Origin of the sequence: Enterobacter sp. SECR19-1250, from assembly GCF_013391025.1 — a bacterium.
GTDB lineage: Bacteria > Pseudomonadota > Gammaproteobacteria > Enterobacterales > Enterobacteriaceae > Enterobacter > Enterobacter cloacae.
Map to the genome: position 1 here is coordinate 23,669 of NZ_JACASJ010000009.1, position 16,913 is coordinate 40,581.

Consider the following 16,913-nt stretch of genomic DNA (forward strand, 5'->3'; position numbering starts at 1 on the left):
GCCGCTTTCGCGGCCTTTTGATTACTTCATCGACAGTTTAGGTTGCTGGACCCACTCTGTATGATCGCTTTTCAGCATGCACTTATACTGTGAACCGTTGCGTTCCACATTCAGCCCTACCGTATAGTTTTTCTCACCATCAGTGCAGGTGAACATTCTCTGCTGATTGCTGGCCAGTGTGCTGGAAATCAGCTCAAGCTGATTGTTCATCAGCCGGAGTTGATTGGTCGCTTCGGTGTCTGAGACTGGCTGAGTGGCCATTGCAAGTGAAGAGAAGCAGAGCAGGGGAGCAAGAAGTAATTTTTTCATGGAATGATCCTGTTTAGCCCGTTAAGGGGTGATTGTTAATGAAGGGAGAATGTGCGGAGTATTCGATCTGACGTCAGTTAATAAACCAGTCGTCAAAGTCCGTGTGTGTGGTGGGGAGAGAAGATGTTGCGATGCAGACATCCCCATAACCACCATCATGAGATGCGGAATAGCGTGCTGCTGCGATCGCATCATCCAGTGAGCTGAAAACAGCTATTACCTCTTCGTCACCGTCTGCCGTACGGATGCAGTAATTTGCATCACGAGGTAAGGTGTCCTGTATGTAGACATACCCAGCTGTATCATGCGGTGAGCCATACAACTTCCTGAAGGTGAAATTATTCAGTTCGATTTTGTTGTCATCGACTGGCTCTTTTTCTTTAATATCTCTGAGCTCCTGTTCATACCCGGAGCGATCGCAATTGCCACTGGCCACCTCATCAGCCCATTTTCCAGGTATAATTTCTTCCCCTATTGCGTTAATGGATGAGAGTACATCCGCGCAGGAGAGCGACAGGCCAGAAGTGTCGCGAATTTGCCTCCATCCCAGTTCCCAGCCGACTTGTTCCACATGGAATGAAGTCTGTAACCCCAATCGCAATTGAGCGCGAAGTTCGATTAACTTGCTTTCCAGGGCAATCAGCGCGCAAAGCTGTTCATAATCTGACGTCGTTTTGTACATCGCCATTTCCTTCATTCTGGCCATTCCATGCTCATGGGGAGCGATTCATCAAACGTTTGTGGCGGGGAAATGCTATTTCTTGCAGGAGAGACTGGACGGTTCTCAGGGAGGGGCAACGACAGGTTTTTAAGCATCGCGTCTGAGGCTGGGGCATCATCAGGTTGATGTGTAGCTGAATCACCCTGCTGGCTAAGCGTGATATAGCGAATGGTGCGCTCGGCCATGGTGGTGGTGCGAATGATATCCAGAGCCTCTTCCCACAGATTTTTTTCCCGTCCGGCAAAATCCATGTCATATGCTGTCAGCAGGTTATGCGCTTCCTGTCGATTGGCCAGCCGTTGCTGGAAGGTATCTATCATTTTCCATGGCTCTGCAGCCTGTTTTTTGCGCCGACGTGACGGCTTTTCCGTCAGCACGCCGATAATTCTGCTGACGTTCTCCGGCGTCGGGAGACGGCGTTGTGCCGTCCGGGGAACAAGTTTACGCAACTGTTCCAGTTTGGGCGGGTTAATCGTGATATAGCGGTTGATAACAAGAGGGTATTTGCAGGTTTTCTCTTTCGGCTCAATATAGAACGATGCTCCCGGTACCGGGTCCCCCTGAAACACGGTGTAGTTTTCACCTGGCTGCAGCTTTATCAGATCCTGAACGTTGATTTTGTTCTCCATCTGAATATTGATATGGTCACCGTCAATCCAGGAGGTTCCGATAATCCCATCCCTGCGTTGCAGGTTGACCATGTTTGCCCGGGCTTCCTTGCCGGCGGCATTACTAATGGTCTGGGCTGTTTTGTCATCGCTGACGATTTTGCCAGCCACTTTGGTGCCGGCGTTCTGCATTAGCGTAGCGACGTTGGCGGCTGATGTCTGGGTTTCAATACGTTCCTGATCCTGCCCCATCATTATCAGCGCGAAATCCAGCGATCGAACCTGAGTGGCCTGAACGGCAATACGTTCGGTGTAAAATGCCCCGACTTCATCAAGGTAGCTGATGTAGGGATACGCACCCTTGTACTTCGTTATCTCAAGCGCTTCCGAGTCCAGTCCTTCCAGCCTGTATCCGAGGTCGCGCGCCAGTATCATACTTTGCTGAGTGATAAACATGCGCCCCAGTGCAGAGGTGGTGTGTTGGGACGTGTTCATGGCCGGTATCAGCGTCAACAGGATACGGTCGCTGTGGATAGAATCGCGGATATCGATATCCCCCGCATCTTCCGCAAAGATATCGCCAAAGGTTTCCGTGAAGGTGCTGAATGTCTCCAGAAACTGCCCGGTAAGATAACTGTGCTGTTTACGCGGCTCTTCCGTCCAAGCTGATGGTGTGCGGACGAGTGCCATGTCAAACCCCGGGACATCCACCAGGTAGTTATACAACGGAGAGACTGCTTCTTCCGGCCACTGATCGTCCACGGCCCGGCAGTACAGTTCGGCGAGTTTCTCCAGAGACATGAATTCGCGTAGCAGCTGCAGTGACATGGTTTTGTTTTCCCGGACACACCAGAATTTGGTGCCAAAAACCAGCGCCTTGTTCATCCCGATGGCCCTGGACTGCCATTCCCCCCCCTGAACGTTCGTAGGTAGCGCGGATTGCATGGTTTCAGCGATAAAAGCTTCTGTGCTGAGGCTAAAGGGATTAAAGGTATTCGACTGTGGCCGGCTTTTATCGCCCTTGTGAATTATCTCACTGCGCGACATGCCGCCGGTCATGAAGTTAATGAACTCCACATCGTCTTCGCGGCCAAAACGGAGAGACAGGTACCAGACTGTCCTGGCCGTATCGTTCTGCGCCTTACCATCGACAAAGGTGAAACCCCGACCCCAGCAAAACGAATTCAGCATCCAGGCATAGATGGTTTCTGTTTTCCCGCCACCAGTGCCGGCGAAGAACATGACGTGCCGTGTAAGGTCGTCCAGGGTCAGCCAGAGCTCGCGGCCGACGTCGTTAACTCGCTGGAAGCCGAGATAAAAAATTCCCCGTCCGGTGCGTTCCTGTCTGGATTCATACTGAAAGAGAGAGGGGAAGGCCTTAAACAAGCTGCGACGCACCTTCCTGTCTTCCGATGGATCCACTTTATTGAGATTCAGTGGCATGCGCATCGGCATGCGCCAGCGATGTGTACCGAAGCTGATACTGGCAACGGTGGCCAGTATCAGGCAAATCGGTATAGACAGTGGCCAGATGATACCGACCACCACGCTGCCTGCCATTATGACGGCATACAGCATGTGATCGCGCAGTATCTCGAGGAGAGGAGATCCCCAGGCGCTGCGGTTAATCATCGCCTGGTTAACAGAGGGGTTAGGCATGTACTACTCCTGAGCGTTGACGGTTTGCAGGAAACGATCAGCCTGTTCAGGGGACATCGGATCGGTGGTTTTCAGGAACAGGTCGATTTTGGCCGGTTCGGCCAGTAACCCGGAGGAAAGATGGAAGCCGGTGTCGGTAAGTACCCATGGCGTCCCTTCAAAGCCGAACTGGCGGAAGCCGAGGTCATTGACCGCGACGGCAGCGGCAGCCGCTTTTTCACATTCAGGATTGATCGGCTCGCTGCTCTCGTTACCCGGCATGGCCATGCCGGCATCGGCATGGAACAGCTCAAGCCAGCCAGAAGCACGTCTGGCCGGGTCTTTCTGGCAGAGCAGGGGCACTATCTTCTTCACGGCATCGCCACCGTCATTCACGACTGAGACCGGAAAGACAACTACGTTATATTCCTGCGCCAGACGCTCTATTGACGGTTCCGCTATTCTGCAGGCGCCACACGTCGGATCGAGGAAGGCGAAAAGTGTCCTCTCATGGCCAGAAGAGAGCGTGATCGTAAACATCCCGCGCGCAGCATTGCGTTTAAGTACTTCTGCCATCTGCAGGCGGGCAGCCGTTTGCGTGGAAACCTGCGGTGAGTCATGAATTACCGGCGCTGCCGGAGAACTGGTCGGTGTCACCGGAGGGGCCGAAGGTGCGGGAGGTTGTAGCGCTGCGGCCGGTGATGTGGGTAACGCGTTTCGGTTATCCCGCATTGTGTTCTGCATATTCTGCGATTCGGTGGCCGCAACGTGCGCAATTGTTTCGTTGATGTGGGTCTGGAGTGCTGGAGTCGTGGGGGCTGCTGTTATTGCGGTGGCCAGTCCATTATCCAGTTTCCTGATCGGGGCTTGCCAGGTCTCCCGGGGGGCTCCAGTCGATATGCTGACTGAGGTTGCCACCTTGTCTGGTACATTCCCATATAAATCACCTGGCGTGGCGTGGTACCACACGGCGGAGGTTATCAGTGCACCGGCAACAGCTGAGGCCAGATATTTGAGCCCGCGGGTGGTGATGGCGTTGCGTTGTTTTCTCAGGTGTAACGAAATGGCATTGAGTACGTCACGGGCATCGTGCTGTGGGTCGTCGATTAGAGTGATGGCTTCATTTGAGTAAGAGTAGGTTCCAATTAGCTTTTTCTCATGATTGATCAGGTTTCGTGGCTCGCGAAAAATGGCCAGAGTTTGTGGAATGTCATGACCTTGCTGATGCAGGACCACGATAAAATCATTACTTTTAAAAGCGGAATAGGTGTTTTCTGAGGGCATGACAGCCTCCGTCAGGGATGTAAAGGAAATCTGGATAAGGGGGATGGGGAGAAAGGCAGAAGCGGATTAGCCCAGGCCACCAAGACAATCCATGTGACAGGGTGAATAGTCGTGAGAGCTATGGTGGCTACGTCCACCTATCAGCATCAGTCCGGTAGTTAACAATGTGAAGAGCACCGCCAGCTTCAGATAACGTCTGAACACCGACCAACGCACCCGGCTTTCCGCCTGTTTAATGTCTGACAGCATTGCTGTTGCATCGGGTACGTGTACATTCATCTGCAGGGGCAGTATTTCTGCGTTCGGCGCCTGGCTATATAGCTGGTTATCGTGAATATGAAGCTGCACTGGCCGCCGAATGACGGCCAGTGTCCGGGGAGGTGCATTCACGGCGGCACAATCAAATACATAGATGAATCCGTCATGGCAAAAAACCACACTGTTTATTTTCGGGGGCATACAGACTCCGTTAGCGAAGAGGGCATTCAGGGACAGGAATAAGTGGCAGTGGGGGGCTCAGAGGTATAGGTATTTCTCCAGGAGGATCTTCAGAACCGTTAGCAGAAGCACCGTCAGGGTGCTTAGTGACAGGATTATAAATCCCTCTCTGCCGCTTATCGCTGGCTGGCGCGTGTCATCTTCGATGGCGTTTTCAATGGCAGACAGTATTTGTCTTACATCATGTCCCGATGTCTCCGTCAGCGGGACAACCATATCTGACCCGGGATATAAGCCGACAAGTCGGCCATTGTGGATGAACGTATGTGCGGGCTGGCAAAAAGCGGCCAGTTGCTGTGGTGCTATCTCCTCGGTGTGATACATCACAAAAATACAGCCTTTGCAGCGAAAGGCCTGGTACGTGACTTCGGAAGACATCGGTATCTCCATCAGTGGCGGAATACAATTTCAGGTGGTGGGGGATCAAAACGGCAGTTCGTTGTCTTCCTGCCCCGGGCGAGAAAGCACGTCGTCGGTCAGGGACCAGTTATTGCGGATACGACGTTTACGATCACGGTCCGGCTGGGGTTCATCCCAGATGAGGCCAAGCGACAGCATATCGACACGAAAGCCATCGATAGCTTCCTCCACGCAGACCTCCGGGCAGGGTAGTCCCATCCGGATAGCTTCATTTTCGGTACGGGCAACGGCCACAATGCCAGCTCCTTCGATAAATCCTTTTGTCGTATTGGCGCGGTGCAAACCATAGAACAACGTGCGATCGATGCCTTTCAGCCAGAGCCAGTTTGGCGGTGTCAGGCGCAGGTCGTGCGCATAAAGCCAGACCAGACCGCTTCTGACATAACGGTGCTCCTGTAGCCAGCGTTTCGCCCCTTCACTCCGGGTTACTCGTATGAATGCAGGTTTAGCCAGCGAGTACACCGGAACTGAAAACTTGCCGCTGTCTCTGCGGCTTCTGATACGACAGGAGCGGTTTAGCATGTCCATCAGGGCCTTAGCCGCAGGCCTGTCATCGAGGAAGAACTGCAGGCCGAAGATGGCGAACAGTGCTTTCTCGTGTGGTGACAGGCTTTTCCAGCCAGTCAGTGGTTTACCGAGCTGAGCAAGAAACACCTCACGGCAGCGGGCGACATCGAGCTGCATATTGCTGATGAGCTGATGCTCCTGTGCAAATTCTTCCGGCCTTTGTGCTGGCCGGCGTTCCGGACGACGCTCATCGAGCAACAAACGATGCGGGTCACCTTCATTAAGTATCGGCGCGATGGCCGGGGAGATACTCTCCATGGCGAACGGCAGAGTATGAATATTCAGCACGCGGCGGGTATACCAGTTCCGGGCAGGGTGGCGTACCCAGCTCCACAGGGAGGCTATGGATAGTGGGATGAGGAAAATCATCAGGATACCAGTGGTCTGTTCCATAACGGCCACCCACTGCTCAAAGGAGACGTTTTCAGCATTATTGCCTGTTGTGGCCAGAAGGTTGTAGCGGGGAGCTGCAAGGGCATGGAATGGACCGAAATCGACCATTCCCCATAGCGTATGCAGGATGAAACAGGACCAGAAGACGAACTCCGGCAAAAAGAGCCAGGCAACCAGCAGTAGCAGCAGGCCAAGTACGGCAAGGGCCCCCCCGAATTCCATGGGGTCACTGGCGGCACCAGGACGGACAGATGACATGGAGAACACCTCCGCAATCAGTAGTGAAAAAATGAACGGGTATGAAATAATGTTGAACAGCAGATTTGCTTTGAGGATTAAATATATTTCTGAATGGGGATCAGGATGAAAATATGGAACGGCATGAAGAGTTATAATTGATCGGTAGTATATTATTTATTTTTGGATCTGATATGGATCTCCTTTTGTTTTGCAATTGCCGGGATTTATTTTTATCGCACTTCAATAATATGATCTGTGATAAAGGGAATTTTCAGGATATTGATCTGAGTGATTGAGCGTAAGATAAAAAGAGCCGGTTATAAAAACCGGCAAGGGGCACTTTAAACTGGAGGAATAAAATAGTCTTTTTAGATTAGGTCAGGAACAGGCATGCCAGCAAGCGTTTCCAACTTCACACGTTTTTGCTTCACAATTTCTGGGAAGTTAAAACTGTAGGAGTAACCTTTGTTGTTCATGCCGTGAATGTGGTCAGCCAGGTTTGAAGCCGCATAAGTATCAATGGGGATCATCGGCAGCGACGCAAACTTCGTATACAGACGTAGCTTAGAGCCTTCTACTTCGGTGTGAGTCAGGCTGTAGGCGTCGAATCCTATGACATCCATGACGTTCCCTGGATAGATGCGGATGTACACGATCGTGCCCTGATTGTAGTCAAAGCCGATATAAGTGCTTTTCCAGAACAGCCAACCTTCGGAGTCTTTCGTCGGGTTGAAGTGGCCTGTTGCTCTGATTTCGTTCAGAACGGACAGGATCTTCTGTTTGCGGTTTTTGGCGATAAGATAATTCACGGCAAAAGGTGCAATCAGTAAGAACCAACTGCATATCGCAATCATATATTCAGTGTTATGTGCATACGGTGAATCTAAGACAAATAAAGTGAATAATGGCGAGAATATAACAAGGGTAATCACGCCGAAACGTAAGAAAATGCCTTTGACAACTTCATAAAGAAGCCACCATTTTGGAAACCGTGCAATCATTTTTTATCCCTCCATCTTGTTTATTATATTTTATAATGTTGCTGTAGATGTGTCCATAATTTATCCATTAATGCCGTCTTTATCTGCTGGGTTGCTGTTTAAGCCTTTAGAATTGATGCCTGGGGTCTGTCGTATATTTCTTCCTCCCCCAACAAATATATCTTTAACAGAATTAGCCATACTCCCGAGTGTATTCGGTGCATCACGTCCACCAAGGAATGAGATGACATAATCGGGTAGGTAAGCCTGAAGGGCAAACATGCTGGACACCAGAGCAGTACAAAGACGTGCATAAATCATTAAAAAACCGATTAAACTGAACACCCCTGTTAAGGAATTCGCCTGTACGTTAACTAGTGCAGCTCCGAATAGTGCGTGCAAAATCGTACCCGCAGCCACAATGGCTACAGAGGCAAAGAAAAAGCCGAATACCATCAGGGGCGGGCGTATCATCGTGTCAATGAGGTAGATATACCCGTAGGCAGCTCTGCTGCCTCTGTCCTGTGAAGTGCCGAGATGCGTTGCTCCCCAGAGTGGTCCGGCAGTACAACCAACCAATACGCTGACAATCCAGTTGCCAATCCCGGTCATCCAGTAGATGAAAGGGATAAAAGGCAGGTAGATCGATAGTGAAAAGCCAGCGGTGAACATAAGCAAAAGCAGGAAGTAGACTGCGGGTGATATTGCATCCAGACCTTTGTTGATTCCACTTACTGTGCCGGTAGTAAGGTCTAATGCTTTACCCAAAAGGGAGCCATCACCGACAGCTGCGATGACCCTGGCTGCTGTAAAAGCAGTCAGAGTTCCCTCTGCAGCTAACAAAGTGTAATCTCCGACATTTTTCATTTTAATCAGAGGATTAACTTGATTGCTTTCTGTCCCTGTTCCACTGGCAGACGTGGTGATCCAAGTTGTTAATTTCTGCATTGGACCCGCAATTGTATTCATTAAAACGCTATTGGGGTCATTCCCGTTCCCTGCTTTTTGTTCATCCTTTGACACTGTTGTTCCCAGCGCAGGTGCATAGGTGCTGTTCTGCAACTGAGTCCGATAAGCTCCCATCACTGCGGTGAACAGATCTGCGTTGCCCACTTCCCCCAGAGCCGACATACCGCTGGTTGCTGGCGCACGGCTGGCCACTTCTGACAGGCGTTGGTTTGCGGTCGCAAAAGTCTGATACCAGGCTCCCAGTGCCGCCCAGCCATAGGTATCAAGATAATTTCTCAGGCTGTCCTGTATGCCGCTTTGTTCATTCTGTGCCGGCAGCGCTTTCTGAACCGTCTGCTCATAGGTATTTGCAGCCTGTTGTATCCGGCTTTCAACGTCTGGCAGTGTGCCGGAATCATTTGTCCGTTTCTCCTTAAACCCCTTAACAAATTCGCTGGCCGCACTATCCATGTCCTTGATCATTGCATCCATAGCCGAATGCTGTGCATCCACAATTTCACGGGTATCACTGGAGCTGAACGGGTTAAAAAAACTGCCGGAAGATGAGGAACCTGAACTCTGCTGTTCCGGAATACTGGCTGTTCCGCAGACTCCACTGCCATTACTCACCCGGAACGTGTAGTTACCGCCACTGGTACCGGAGGAGTCCGCCATTTTGGGTGTGGAAGAGGGCGCGGTACTGTTGTAGTCATCGAGGGCACTGTTGATGGCGTATTTGCACAGCTGCATTTCAAAAATTCCGCGTGCGGCCGTACGCGTGGAAGACTGGGTGGGTTGCATTGTAAGTGAATAGCCGCTGGCAATATCATCAGCGGCCTTCTGTACCATCAGGTTAGCCGACCCAATCCCCATAATAGAGGCCCCCCAGAGCATGGTAAGCTGCGCCAGACTCCAGCCGTTACCGGTGGGGACTATCATCAGAAACCCCGCAGTGGTGCTCAGAGTACCAACGATATCCCGGTCAGCGCTGAATACCTTACCCTGATGACCCGTTTTATTGATGTGCCGCAGGCCAATAAAGATAAACCAGACGACGGCAAGAATGGCGATGATGCCATTAAAAAGGGCAAAAAGATTACCGATCATCGTCGTGTTGCCACCGGCAAGCGGGTTAGTCACCACATCGCCAAAGATTGTGACCAGAGCCTGACGGGACAGGTCCTGGGCATTGGTGGCAGCTGACACGATATCTTCATAGGTGACGGCTGCCCGTGCCGATACGACAGGCGTAAGAAGGCCTGCGCAGAGCGCAAGAAAAGTTTTTTTCACGGGAACTCCGGGAGATTACAGGGGGCCGGGAAGGCAAAGAAAACCGGGCAGAATGCCCTCTTTTCAGCTGTTGAGAATGTCCAGGTTATTTCCCCCGGATCGCGTCGCGAACAGCATCGGTTTCCGCCATAAAATGACGGAAAGTACCGCGTTCAGCGAGACTCACCCGACGGTTACGTAACTGCCAAAGCCGGTAAGTCACAATAAGGGCCTTTGACCAGGCCACCCCTGCACCGGAAAGCAGAACCAGAGCGGTAGTGAACTGATGGAACGTTATCCCACTACCGATGATCACTGGAGCGAGTGTAAATAAAGGTACCGGAACTGCCAGGAGCCAGAACATGATCCGCCAGCGACGCCGTTGTGTCAGGTAGTTTTTCTCCAGCTCTTCTGCTGTCAGCCCGGATGCTGCCACTGCGGCTGACCAGTCCGGAGAAGACGGCGGCGCGTCGGGTACCTCCAGGTCAGGAAACGCATTGCGGATGCGTTCCATATTTCGGGCTGTTACATCGCGGGAGCTGCGAAGGAACCACTGTGTCTCCTGAACCGGTAAAAAAATACTCAGCAGACCGCGGGTGATTCGCCACAGGCGACGGGGTTTATTCTGTTTTTCGTCGATAATCATCGGGCGGTTCCCTGATTTATGGTGGCTTCAAGTTGCTGTAATCTTGGTGCATAAGCCTGGCGCGCAGAGGTGGCCAGCAACTGACCGTTAATCACATTTCCCTTTCGCAACAGTTCCTTTATGTCATTCAACTGCCAGTTAATCAGCGATGTGGTGCGGATAAGCTCTCGGGTCAGGTTATCGCCGTCCATCTGCTGCAGATCAGAGATGTATGCGGTGTTGGCATAGCGCCTGCCTGCCTCAAATGACTCAAATTCACGCCGGCTCATGTACCCCTTTGCTTTCGCTTCGGGGGAGGCCACTTCGTCAAAATATTGCGCTGCTGAAGGTGACTGGAGCGCTTCCTGCAGCGCGCTTTTTGTTGCTTCGTTGAGTTTGCTGTCGGCGACCAGAGACAGCTGGGGTTCTGAAGCCGCATCGATGATACCGTTGTATTCGTTCAACAGGCCCACGTAGCTGCGGCCCGTCAGTGTTTTCACTTCTCCTTTTCCCGGCGTACGGCCGGCAGAAGGGCGGGCGGTGTTTTTCATGTATGCCATTGCCGCATCGGTCTGCTCTTGTGTCCATGTCAGAGCTGGCGCCTGACCTTCCGGGCCTGCTCCGTCATATACCGAACGAACCTGGTTATCTCCACCCGGTAGTTCGCTGACGGCCGGGCAGACGGCTGTCCCGCCATAACGTGCATATTCGGCTGCGGTACAGTAGGCGGCATGCACATTTGCTCCATCGTAGGCCTCCCGCGCCTGGGATTCAGCGACGGCAGTAAAACGATTACGCACGGGCGCACTGCTGATCCCTCCTCCTGAGGAGAGTCGGGAGGCTGTACTACCGGCGGTGCTGCGAGTTTCCGCTGCTACACCGGAAGCGGAATCACTGCAGACGGAGTCAGGTACGGAGAACGTTCTCCTGGCTTCTTCCAGACGCTGCGTTTCATTACTGAATATCATTTGCTGACGTGTGGCTTGCCCATCCTGACTGATGACAGTGGCCAGCTTGTCTGAGTTCTGGGTGATGGCCGTTCCGGTGGCTTGCTGCATACGCAGTATTTCAGCCAGTGTCCCCTGGATGGTCGCCATCTCCGGGAGAATTTGTTGCGTCACCGGGGTACTGGCCGTCACTTCTACAGGGTAGGCATAGGTGGTCAACGGTATACCTGCTGCCATAGTTAGCAGCAGCGTCGGGAATCGGAAAATCTGCATGAAAACCTCTGTTGTCAGTTGAGAGGAATGAGAATATCGGGAAGGCGAACAGAGAACGTTCCTGGTGGCAAACTGACCAGGGGAAAGGTCTGAAATCGCCGGGTTATCCGCCCCCGGTGATTGCGTGTATCGATAACCGTCAGACCACGCCGCTGTATTTGCGGGTATAGCGGGGGGGTTATGTCCATCACCGGGCGATCCCCCGAACTGAGCGGGGGGGTGTCCGGTGAATCTGGCCAGAGCCAGGTGTCGTCACTCAGCAGATGTGTCTGTACTGACGGCAACAGCCACTGGACGACATGGCGCACCTCCCGGGACGGTTCGCCGGGTTCATCGACCTGCCATATGGCCGTGGTGACCATCCTCATCGGGTATTCCGGCAGACGCAGCAGCACGCCGCAGGCCTCCGGGGCTGCCCGCCGGTCTGAGGCATGCACAGCCCGGTTGCCAGGTAAAGAGTCTGTCCTGAAATGATGTAGTGGCAGAGTGTGGTGGCGACCATCGACATCGAGCAGCAGACGGGACAGGCAAACCTGACCGCGGGCAGGACGCCGGCAGCGAGGCGTCAGGTGAACCATACAGATCAAAGGTTGTACCCCAGCTCGTTAACCATCTCCTCCGCCATCACTTCGATGACACCTTTATCGCCGCGCGCCCCGGCTTTACGTTCACGAGTCTCAATGTATTTTTTCGCCGACCCCCGGGGGAAGGTGGTGGCCAGCAGTCTGCGTGCCCGGGCTGAACCGAGAGCGTTGGTCAGATGACGGCGCAGCGCGCTATCCTTTTTGTCCGAGTTCAGCGACCAGAGCTCCAGTGGACCAATGGTGAAACGCACGATTCTGGCCAGCACCCCCTGTGTGGTGCGCATGACGCACAGCATGGACACACCGCTGCCATCGGCCGCCGGACCGGCAGGCATACGCAGGAACGCCTGCAGCGTGTGTTCCGGAACCTTGAAGGCATCCCGTAATATCGGAATATCTTCTTGGCGATAACGCAGCAACCAGAGGGTGTTAGCGGAATCGAGCAGGCTTTTCGGGTAATCGGTCAGGAACTGGGTGCTCAGTACGGTGCGGATCCCAAATTTACGCTGCTCCCTGTCCTGGGTGTCGAGCGACTCAAAGATAAAGTCGATACCTTTGGCGTTGTGCAGTTCGTCATAGATTTTGGTTTTCATCTCGCTGTCGAGCTGATTAATACGGCGAAGAATGCCCGCATGGTATGCCTCAGGTAAAACCTTCATCACTTCTTCACGGTATTGCGGCAGGATGAAATCCCCGGCGGTGATATGACCGGCAAACAAGTACATGATGCCGGTTTTCAGGCGACCTGCCGGTGTTTTGTCCCCGGCGACGTTGTTCAAATCGACTGTGACAATTCGCGTATCGGGGTTAAGGGCAAAACGGGTCCGACTGGCCAGCATCGGGTAGTCCTGGCGGGCCTGGATAAGGCAGCGCTCGATGTAACTCAGCAGCTTCTCCTGAGAGCCATCGCGCTGAATCTCCCCAAACGTCTCCTGAATAGCCTCGCTTTTCAACAGCGCCGGCATATCGGCCAGTTCAGGTACGGCCTGATAATGTGCTCGCTGGGCGGCCTGACGTTGCCCTTTATCGTGCAGAATGTCACGGACTTCATACCAGGTGGTGGCAGCCCACCATTCAGGATCATGTTGCTCCCACAGCCCACTTTCCAGCAGAGCCTGGTCGACGTCCGGCTCAACGTGAACGCGGTACATGTTGGGCTCTGGTCCGCTGCGGACATCAAACGCGAGCTCTGTGAGGCGGTCCATGACCTGGCGAGTGTCTGTCGTGTTGGGCGGAACCCCCTTATCCGGTTCTATACAGAATGCCGTTAGCATCGAGCAGATAAACTGTTTTTCCGGAGTAACCGGTTCCCGCGCGCCATACAGAATGTCGAAGATATTGCGCGATTGCGATGGATCGTTGCTGAGGACGATGCCGATAGCTTCATCCTTACGTCCTTCCGGCAGACAATCCCGGATAAGCTGGATGGTTCCCATGCCACTGAATCCCTTGTCGATATGCGCTACATAGGGGAGTGACACCTGCGCTGAGGAGACCTGGATTTCGGTAAGGGTGTTTATGAGCACCGATTTCCCTAAGCCGGAGTCACCGGGTGCCAGCTCGGTGTGTTTGTTCTGTCGTGATGAGGCCAGACCCACTTCCCACGCGCAGCCATCCTCGGTGTGCAGCATCAGATTCCCTTCCCCCCGCCACACAGAACCGGGCCGGTTGAAAGGTAGCATTGAGAGAGCATGTGACAGGGGCGGATAAAGTGGGGTAGGCCCGGATCCCGCTGCTGCGGCCAGCATGGAATTCACCCAGCCTCGACGCGGATCACCAAAGGTGGTGGTGGTGCTGCACACGCCCCATCCCTGCAGAGCGGATTCCAGCAACATCTGGTTGCGTGAGCAGATTTCACGCGTTTTTCCCCAGGTTGTGGCCACGATGGTCATGACGCAGACCGGGTCCTTTTCATCCACCTGTGCCAGCTGCATCACGGAATCATACAGTGGGCGAATGGACGGAATAAACTGCCCGAAGGAGGACAGCGTCTTTTTCCCGCCAAGTGCCTTCATCCCCCCTGGCATGACATCAATACGGATACGCCACGGCACGGCACGGGGGACGTTTTTGACCAGCTGGTTAAACGGCTCGGGACGCTGAGGCGGCAGGGTGATCGCGACCATTCCGTGCCAGAGACCTTCGGCGTGAATCAGGTTGCCTTCCGTTTTTGGGGTCCCGCCGAAAACCTGCAGGTTAATGAAGGGGGCGAGCAGGGTGGAGTTGTCTCCGTCCTGTCGGACGCCGGCCGGGACCGCGTCTCCGGGCAGATGTGGACGCCACTGTGCAGAGGTACTGTCCCGCGCCATTTCCCGGCGGATTTCGTTGCAGACTTCCGGAATATCCATCAGCCGGACGAGCAGTCCTTCACCGCCCCGGCCTAGTGCTTTCTCCAGCGTAGTAATAAAACTGTCGTGACGGATTTTCAGGCCGGACATCAGCCAGCGCCAGGGCTGCTGACCATAACGGGCGAGGGGGGCTTTATCGTTGATGGCCAGGACCCCCTTATTAAAGTCGACCCGCTCCTGCTGACTGACCAGTGACGGGGAACTCCAGACGGCAAGCCAGCATCGTTCGCGGACCAGCCAGGGCGAGAGGGTGGTGATTTTTTCTTCCAGCAGGTCATCCAGTTGGATCCCGACATGCTGAATGGCCCGTTTCTGCGGGGCAATCATGGTGGTGATTTCACTGGCACCTTTTTCCGGGTCCCGTTCAAATATGAACGCCATCTTGTGGCCGGTGTGTTTCCAGGTAGTACTGAGGGTGGTGGCAAGGTGCAGTATCATGCCCTCAAAGGCATCCGGGTGTTCTGCCGGAGCCTCTTCGTCCATGTCACGCAACGCCCCGGCGATTTCAAAGGCGGAGAGATAATAACCCTGATGAGTGACGGCAATGTAGGGGGCCTGCAACCAGGGTCTAAGCTCCAGATCTTGCTTATCCAGCCCGATGACAGTGCGCAGGTCACAATAGTCGACAAAGTCTGCGGCGACAGTGAAACGGGAAAACGTGTTCATGATGTCCTCGATGGCGAAGACAAGGCGTCTGATATTCATAGGACTGTAATCACTCCGGAGGTAAAGAGGTTTTGCAGGGGGAATAACGCGGTGATAACTGGCGTTAACCAGAAATGGTCTGCTGATTTATGGCGTTTCTGAAATATCTTCCCAGTCTGTAACGGAGTCGTGCGTCAGGATCAGCGCCACGCCCGTCATTTTCTCACGCAGTTCACCACGCATTGAGGGCGGGAAACGGCGAAGGGCATCAGCAAAATCGGCCGGACGCCAGCCACCAAAACGCTCCTCCAGTGGAAGCCGGTGACGCAGCAGCTCAGTAAGCACTTTGCGACCCTCCCGGACAACGGTCGGGCTGTTACTGAAGACCGCCTGCAAAGCTTTACGGTTAAGAGCCACGATACTGCGTGGGTGCAGATCCGGAAACCAGACCATGCTTCCCTGTGCGGCCGCAAAACCGTTAAGCGCATGCCAGGCATGACAGACATAACAAAGATGGAACGTCGGCTTGAGCAGCCGCAGTTCAGCCAGTTCCTGCGTAGACAGGACTGTAGTATCAGTGATCAGGCGCGCTGGAATATGCCGCAGCGCGAGACGACGAGCCGCCAGGGATGCATGTTGCAGGCCGGTTCCGGCGTCCCTGAGCGCTTTCTGGAATTTTTCACGTTCAGCCAGGTCCTGCGGGGACGGGCGTGCTTCGAGACGCTGTAGGGTCTCCTGTGCCCGGTCAAGGCGAATGAGAGTATCTTCTGCTGTTTCGGCGAGCCGGGTCAGCGGAAGAGACTCCGGCAGCAGAAAGCGGTGTTTTACTTCCGATCCACAGCAAAAACAGCGTCCGCCATCCACCCTGTCCGGGGCGGCCAACAGGGGGGACGTAGTGTGTACAACATCGGGCAGGGGGAGAGGATGGAGGTATGGTGATTCTGGTGCTTTTTTAACGGTGGCCATCCTGCTCTCCCGTCATGGTTTTCACTATCGCCAGAATACAGCTGGCGATAGCGGGGGAACTGCACTCAGCCAGCACAAATTCCTGGTTATCCCTGTCGTCACGGGCAATGACGTTGCCGTGGTCGGTGCGCAGGACAGTGATGCCCTGTAGCGGTTGCAAAATATCGGGAGATATCGACATAAATTATTCCTCAGCAGGTGCCGGCGAATACCGGCACCTGCATGGCGGTCAGCTGACGGTGACGGAACTCATGCCCATCTGTTTCTGAGAACGGCTAATCAGTTCAGGGATAACAAACAGCAGGGCACCAATGGCGAGGCCCGCGCAGCAACGGCCGACGGTGACCTGCGGGTGATTGCCTACTTTTTTGAAGGCCAGCAGGGAACCGCCAAAAATAAACAGGCCGATCATCTGAAAGATATCCAGCCCGGAAGATTTGACGCGTTTGGCACCGGCCGCTCCGCTGTCAACAATGTCGGCAATATCGCCGGCGGCGAGGGCCATTCCGGGTAACAGGAACGCCGTCAGTGCGAGCAGAGCCTGAATGGCCCGTTCGCGCAGATTCATCAGGGTCAGTTGTACATAAAAGACGACGGCATACAGGCGTACCGTCAGGGCACGGAAAAGTGACATAGTGTCTCCTTGGGGT

16 protein-coding genes are annotated in these 16,913 nt (G+C 53.8%); all 16 read right to left on the reverse strand.

The annotated features are described in order from the left end of the window. Positions 1-21: 21 nt before the first annotated feature. Entirely contained in the window at positions 22-309 is a 288-nt protein-coding gene (locus HX884_RS04075; protein ID WP_178327702.1) for a hypothetical protein, read from the reverse strand. A gap of 73 nt (positions 310-382) precedes the next feature. Next, the gene (locus HX884_RS04080; RefSeq protein WP_178327703.1) at positions 383-1,015 is read right to left on the reverse strand and encodes a hypothetical protein; all 633 of its coding nucleotides are present in this window, start codon (positions 1,013-1,015) and stop codon (positions 383-385) included. Further along, on the reverse strand, positions 1,003-3,297 hold the full coding sequence (gene trbC, locus HX884_RS04085; protein ID WP_178327704.1) for an F-type conjugative transfer protein TrbC: 2,295 nt from the start codon (positions 3,295-3,297) through the stop codon (positions 1,003-1,005). The genes HX884_RS04080 and trbC overlap by 13 nt, the downstream gene beginning before the upstream one ends. Positions 3,298-3,300: 3 nt before the next feature. Continuing rightward, positions 3,301-4,560 (reverse strand): hypothetical protein, encoded by a 1,260-nt coding sequence (locus HX884_RS04090; RefSeq protein WP_178327705.1) that lies wholly within the window; start codon positions 4,558-4,560, stop codon positions 3,301-3,303. A 66-nt stretch (positions 4,561-4,626) separates the two neighbouring features. After that, positions 4,627-5,019 carry a hypothetical protein gene (locus tag HX884_RS04095; RefSeq protein ID WP_178327706.1) on the reverse strand — a complete coding sequence of 131 codons (393 nt, stop codon included), beginning with the start codon at positions 5,017-5,019 and terminating at the stop codon, positions 4,627-4,629. A 57-nt stretch (positions 5,020-5,076) separates the two neighbouring features. After that, positions 5,077-5,436 carry a hypothetical protein gene (locus tag HX884_RS04100; RefSeq protein WP_178327707.1) on the reverse strand — a complete coding sequence of 120 codons (360 nt, stop codon included), beginning with the start codon at positions 5,434-5,436 and terminating at the stop codon, positions 5,077-5,079. Between the two features lie 45 nt (positions 5,437-5,481). Next, positions 5,482-6,696 (reverse strand): conjugal transfer protein TrbA, encoded by a 1,215-nt coding sequence (locus HX884_RS04105; RefSeq protein ID WP_178327708.1) that lies wholly within the window; start codon positions 6,694-6,696, stop codon positions 5,482-5,484. A 350-nt stretch (positions 6,697-7,046) separates the two neighbouring features. Next, the gene (excA, locus tag HX884_RS04110; RefSeq protein WP_178327709.1) at positions 7,047-7,679 is read right to left on the reverse strand and encodes a plasmid IncI1-type surface exclusion protein ExcA; all 633 of its coding nucleotides are present in this window, start codon (positions 7,677-7,679) and stop codon (positions 7,047-7,049) included. A gap of 60 nt (positions 7,680-7,739) precedes the next feature. After that, positions 7,740-9,896: a DotA/TraY family protein gene (locus HX884_RS04115; protein WP_178327710.1), complete on the reverse strand. Its 2,157-nt coding sequence runs from the start codon at positions 9,894-9,896 to the stop codon at positions 7,740-7,742. Positions 9,897-9,981: 85 nt separating this feature from the next. Further along, a complete protein-coding gene (traX, locus tag HX884_RS04120) occupies positions 9,982-10,521 on the reverse strand; it encodes a conjugal transfer protein TraX (RefSeq protein WP_178327711.1) in 540 nt (179 codons plus the stop codon). Next, entirely contained in the window at positions 10,518-11,684 is a 1,167-nt protein-coding gene (gene traW / locus HX884_RS04125; protein ID WP_256737092.1) for a conjugal transfer protein TraW, read from the reverse strand. Before traW ends, traX begins: the two co-directional genes overlap by 4 nt. A 50-nt stretch (positions 11,685-11,734) precedes the next feature. Further along, positions 11,735-12,298, reverse strand: a complete 564-nt coding sequence (locus HX884_RS04130; protein WP_218619994.1) for a conjugal transfer protein TraV — start codon at positions 12,296-12,298, stop codon at positions 11,735-11,737. 5 nt (positions 12,299-12,303) lie between these two features. Further along, positions 12,304-15,357: an ATP-binding protein gene (locus tag HX884_RS04135; RefSeq protein ID WP_178327713.1), complete on the reverse strand. Its 3,054-nt coding sequence runs from the start codon at positions 15,355-15,357 to the stop codon at positions 12,304-12,306. An 87-nt stretch (positions 15,358-15,444) separates the two neighbouring features. Next, complete coding sequence (locus HX884_RS04140) at positions 15,445-16,263, reverse strand: conjugal transfer protein TraT (protein ID WP_178327714.1); 819 nt, start codon at positions 16,261-16,263, stop codon at positions 15,445-15,447. Beyond that, positions 16,250-16,444: a TraS protein gene (locus HX884_RS04145; RefSeq protein ID WP_178327715.1), complete on the reverse strand. Its 195-nt coding sequence runs from the start codon at positions 16,442-16,444 to the stop codon at positions 16,250-16,252. The genes HX884_RS04140 and HX884_RS04145 overlap by 14 nt, the downstream gene beginning before the upstream one ends. Before the next feature lie 48 nt (positions 16,445-16,492). Then, positions 16,493-16,897: a DUF6750 family protein gene (locus tag HX884_RS04150; RefSeq protein ID WP_178327716.1), complete on the reverse strand. Its 405-nt coding sequence runs from the start codon at positions 16,895-16,897 to the stop codon at positions 16,493-16,495. Positions 16,898-16,913 lie beyond the last annotated feature (16 nt).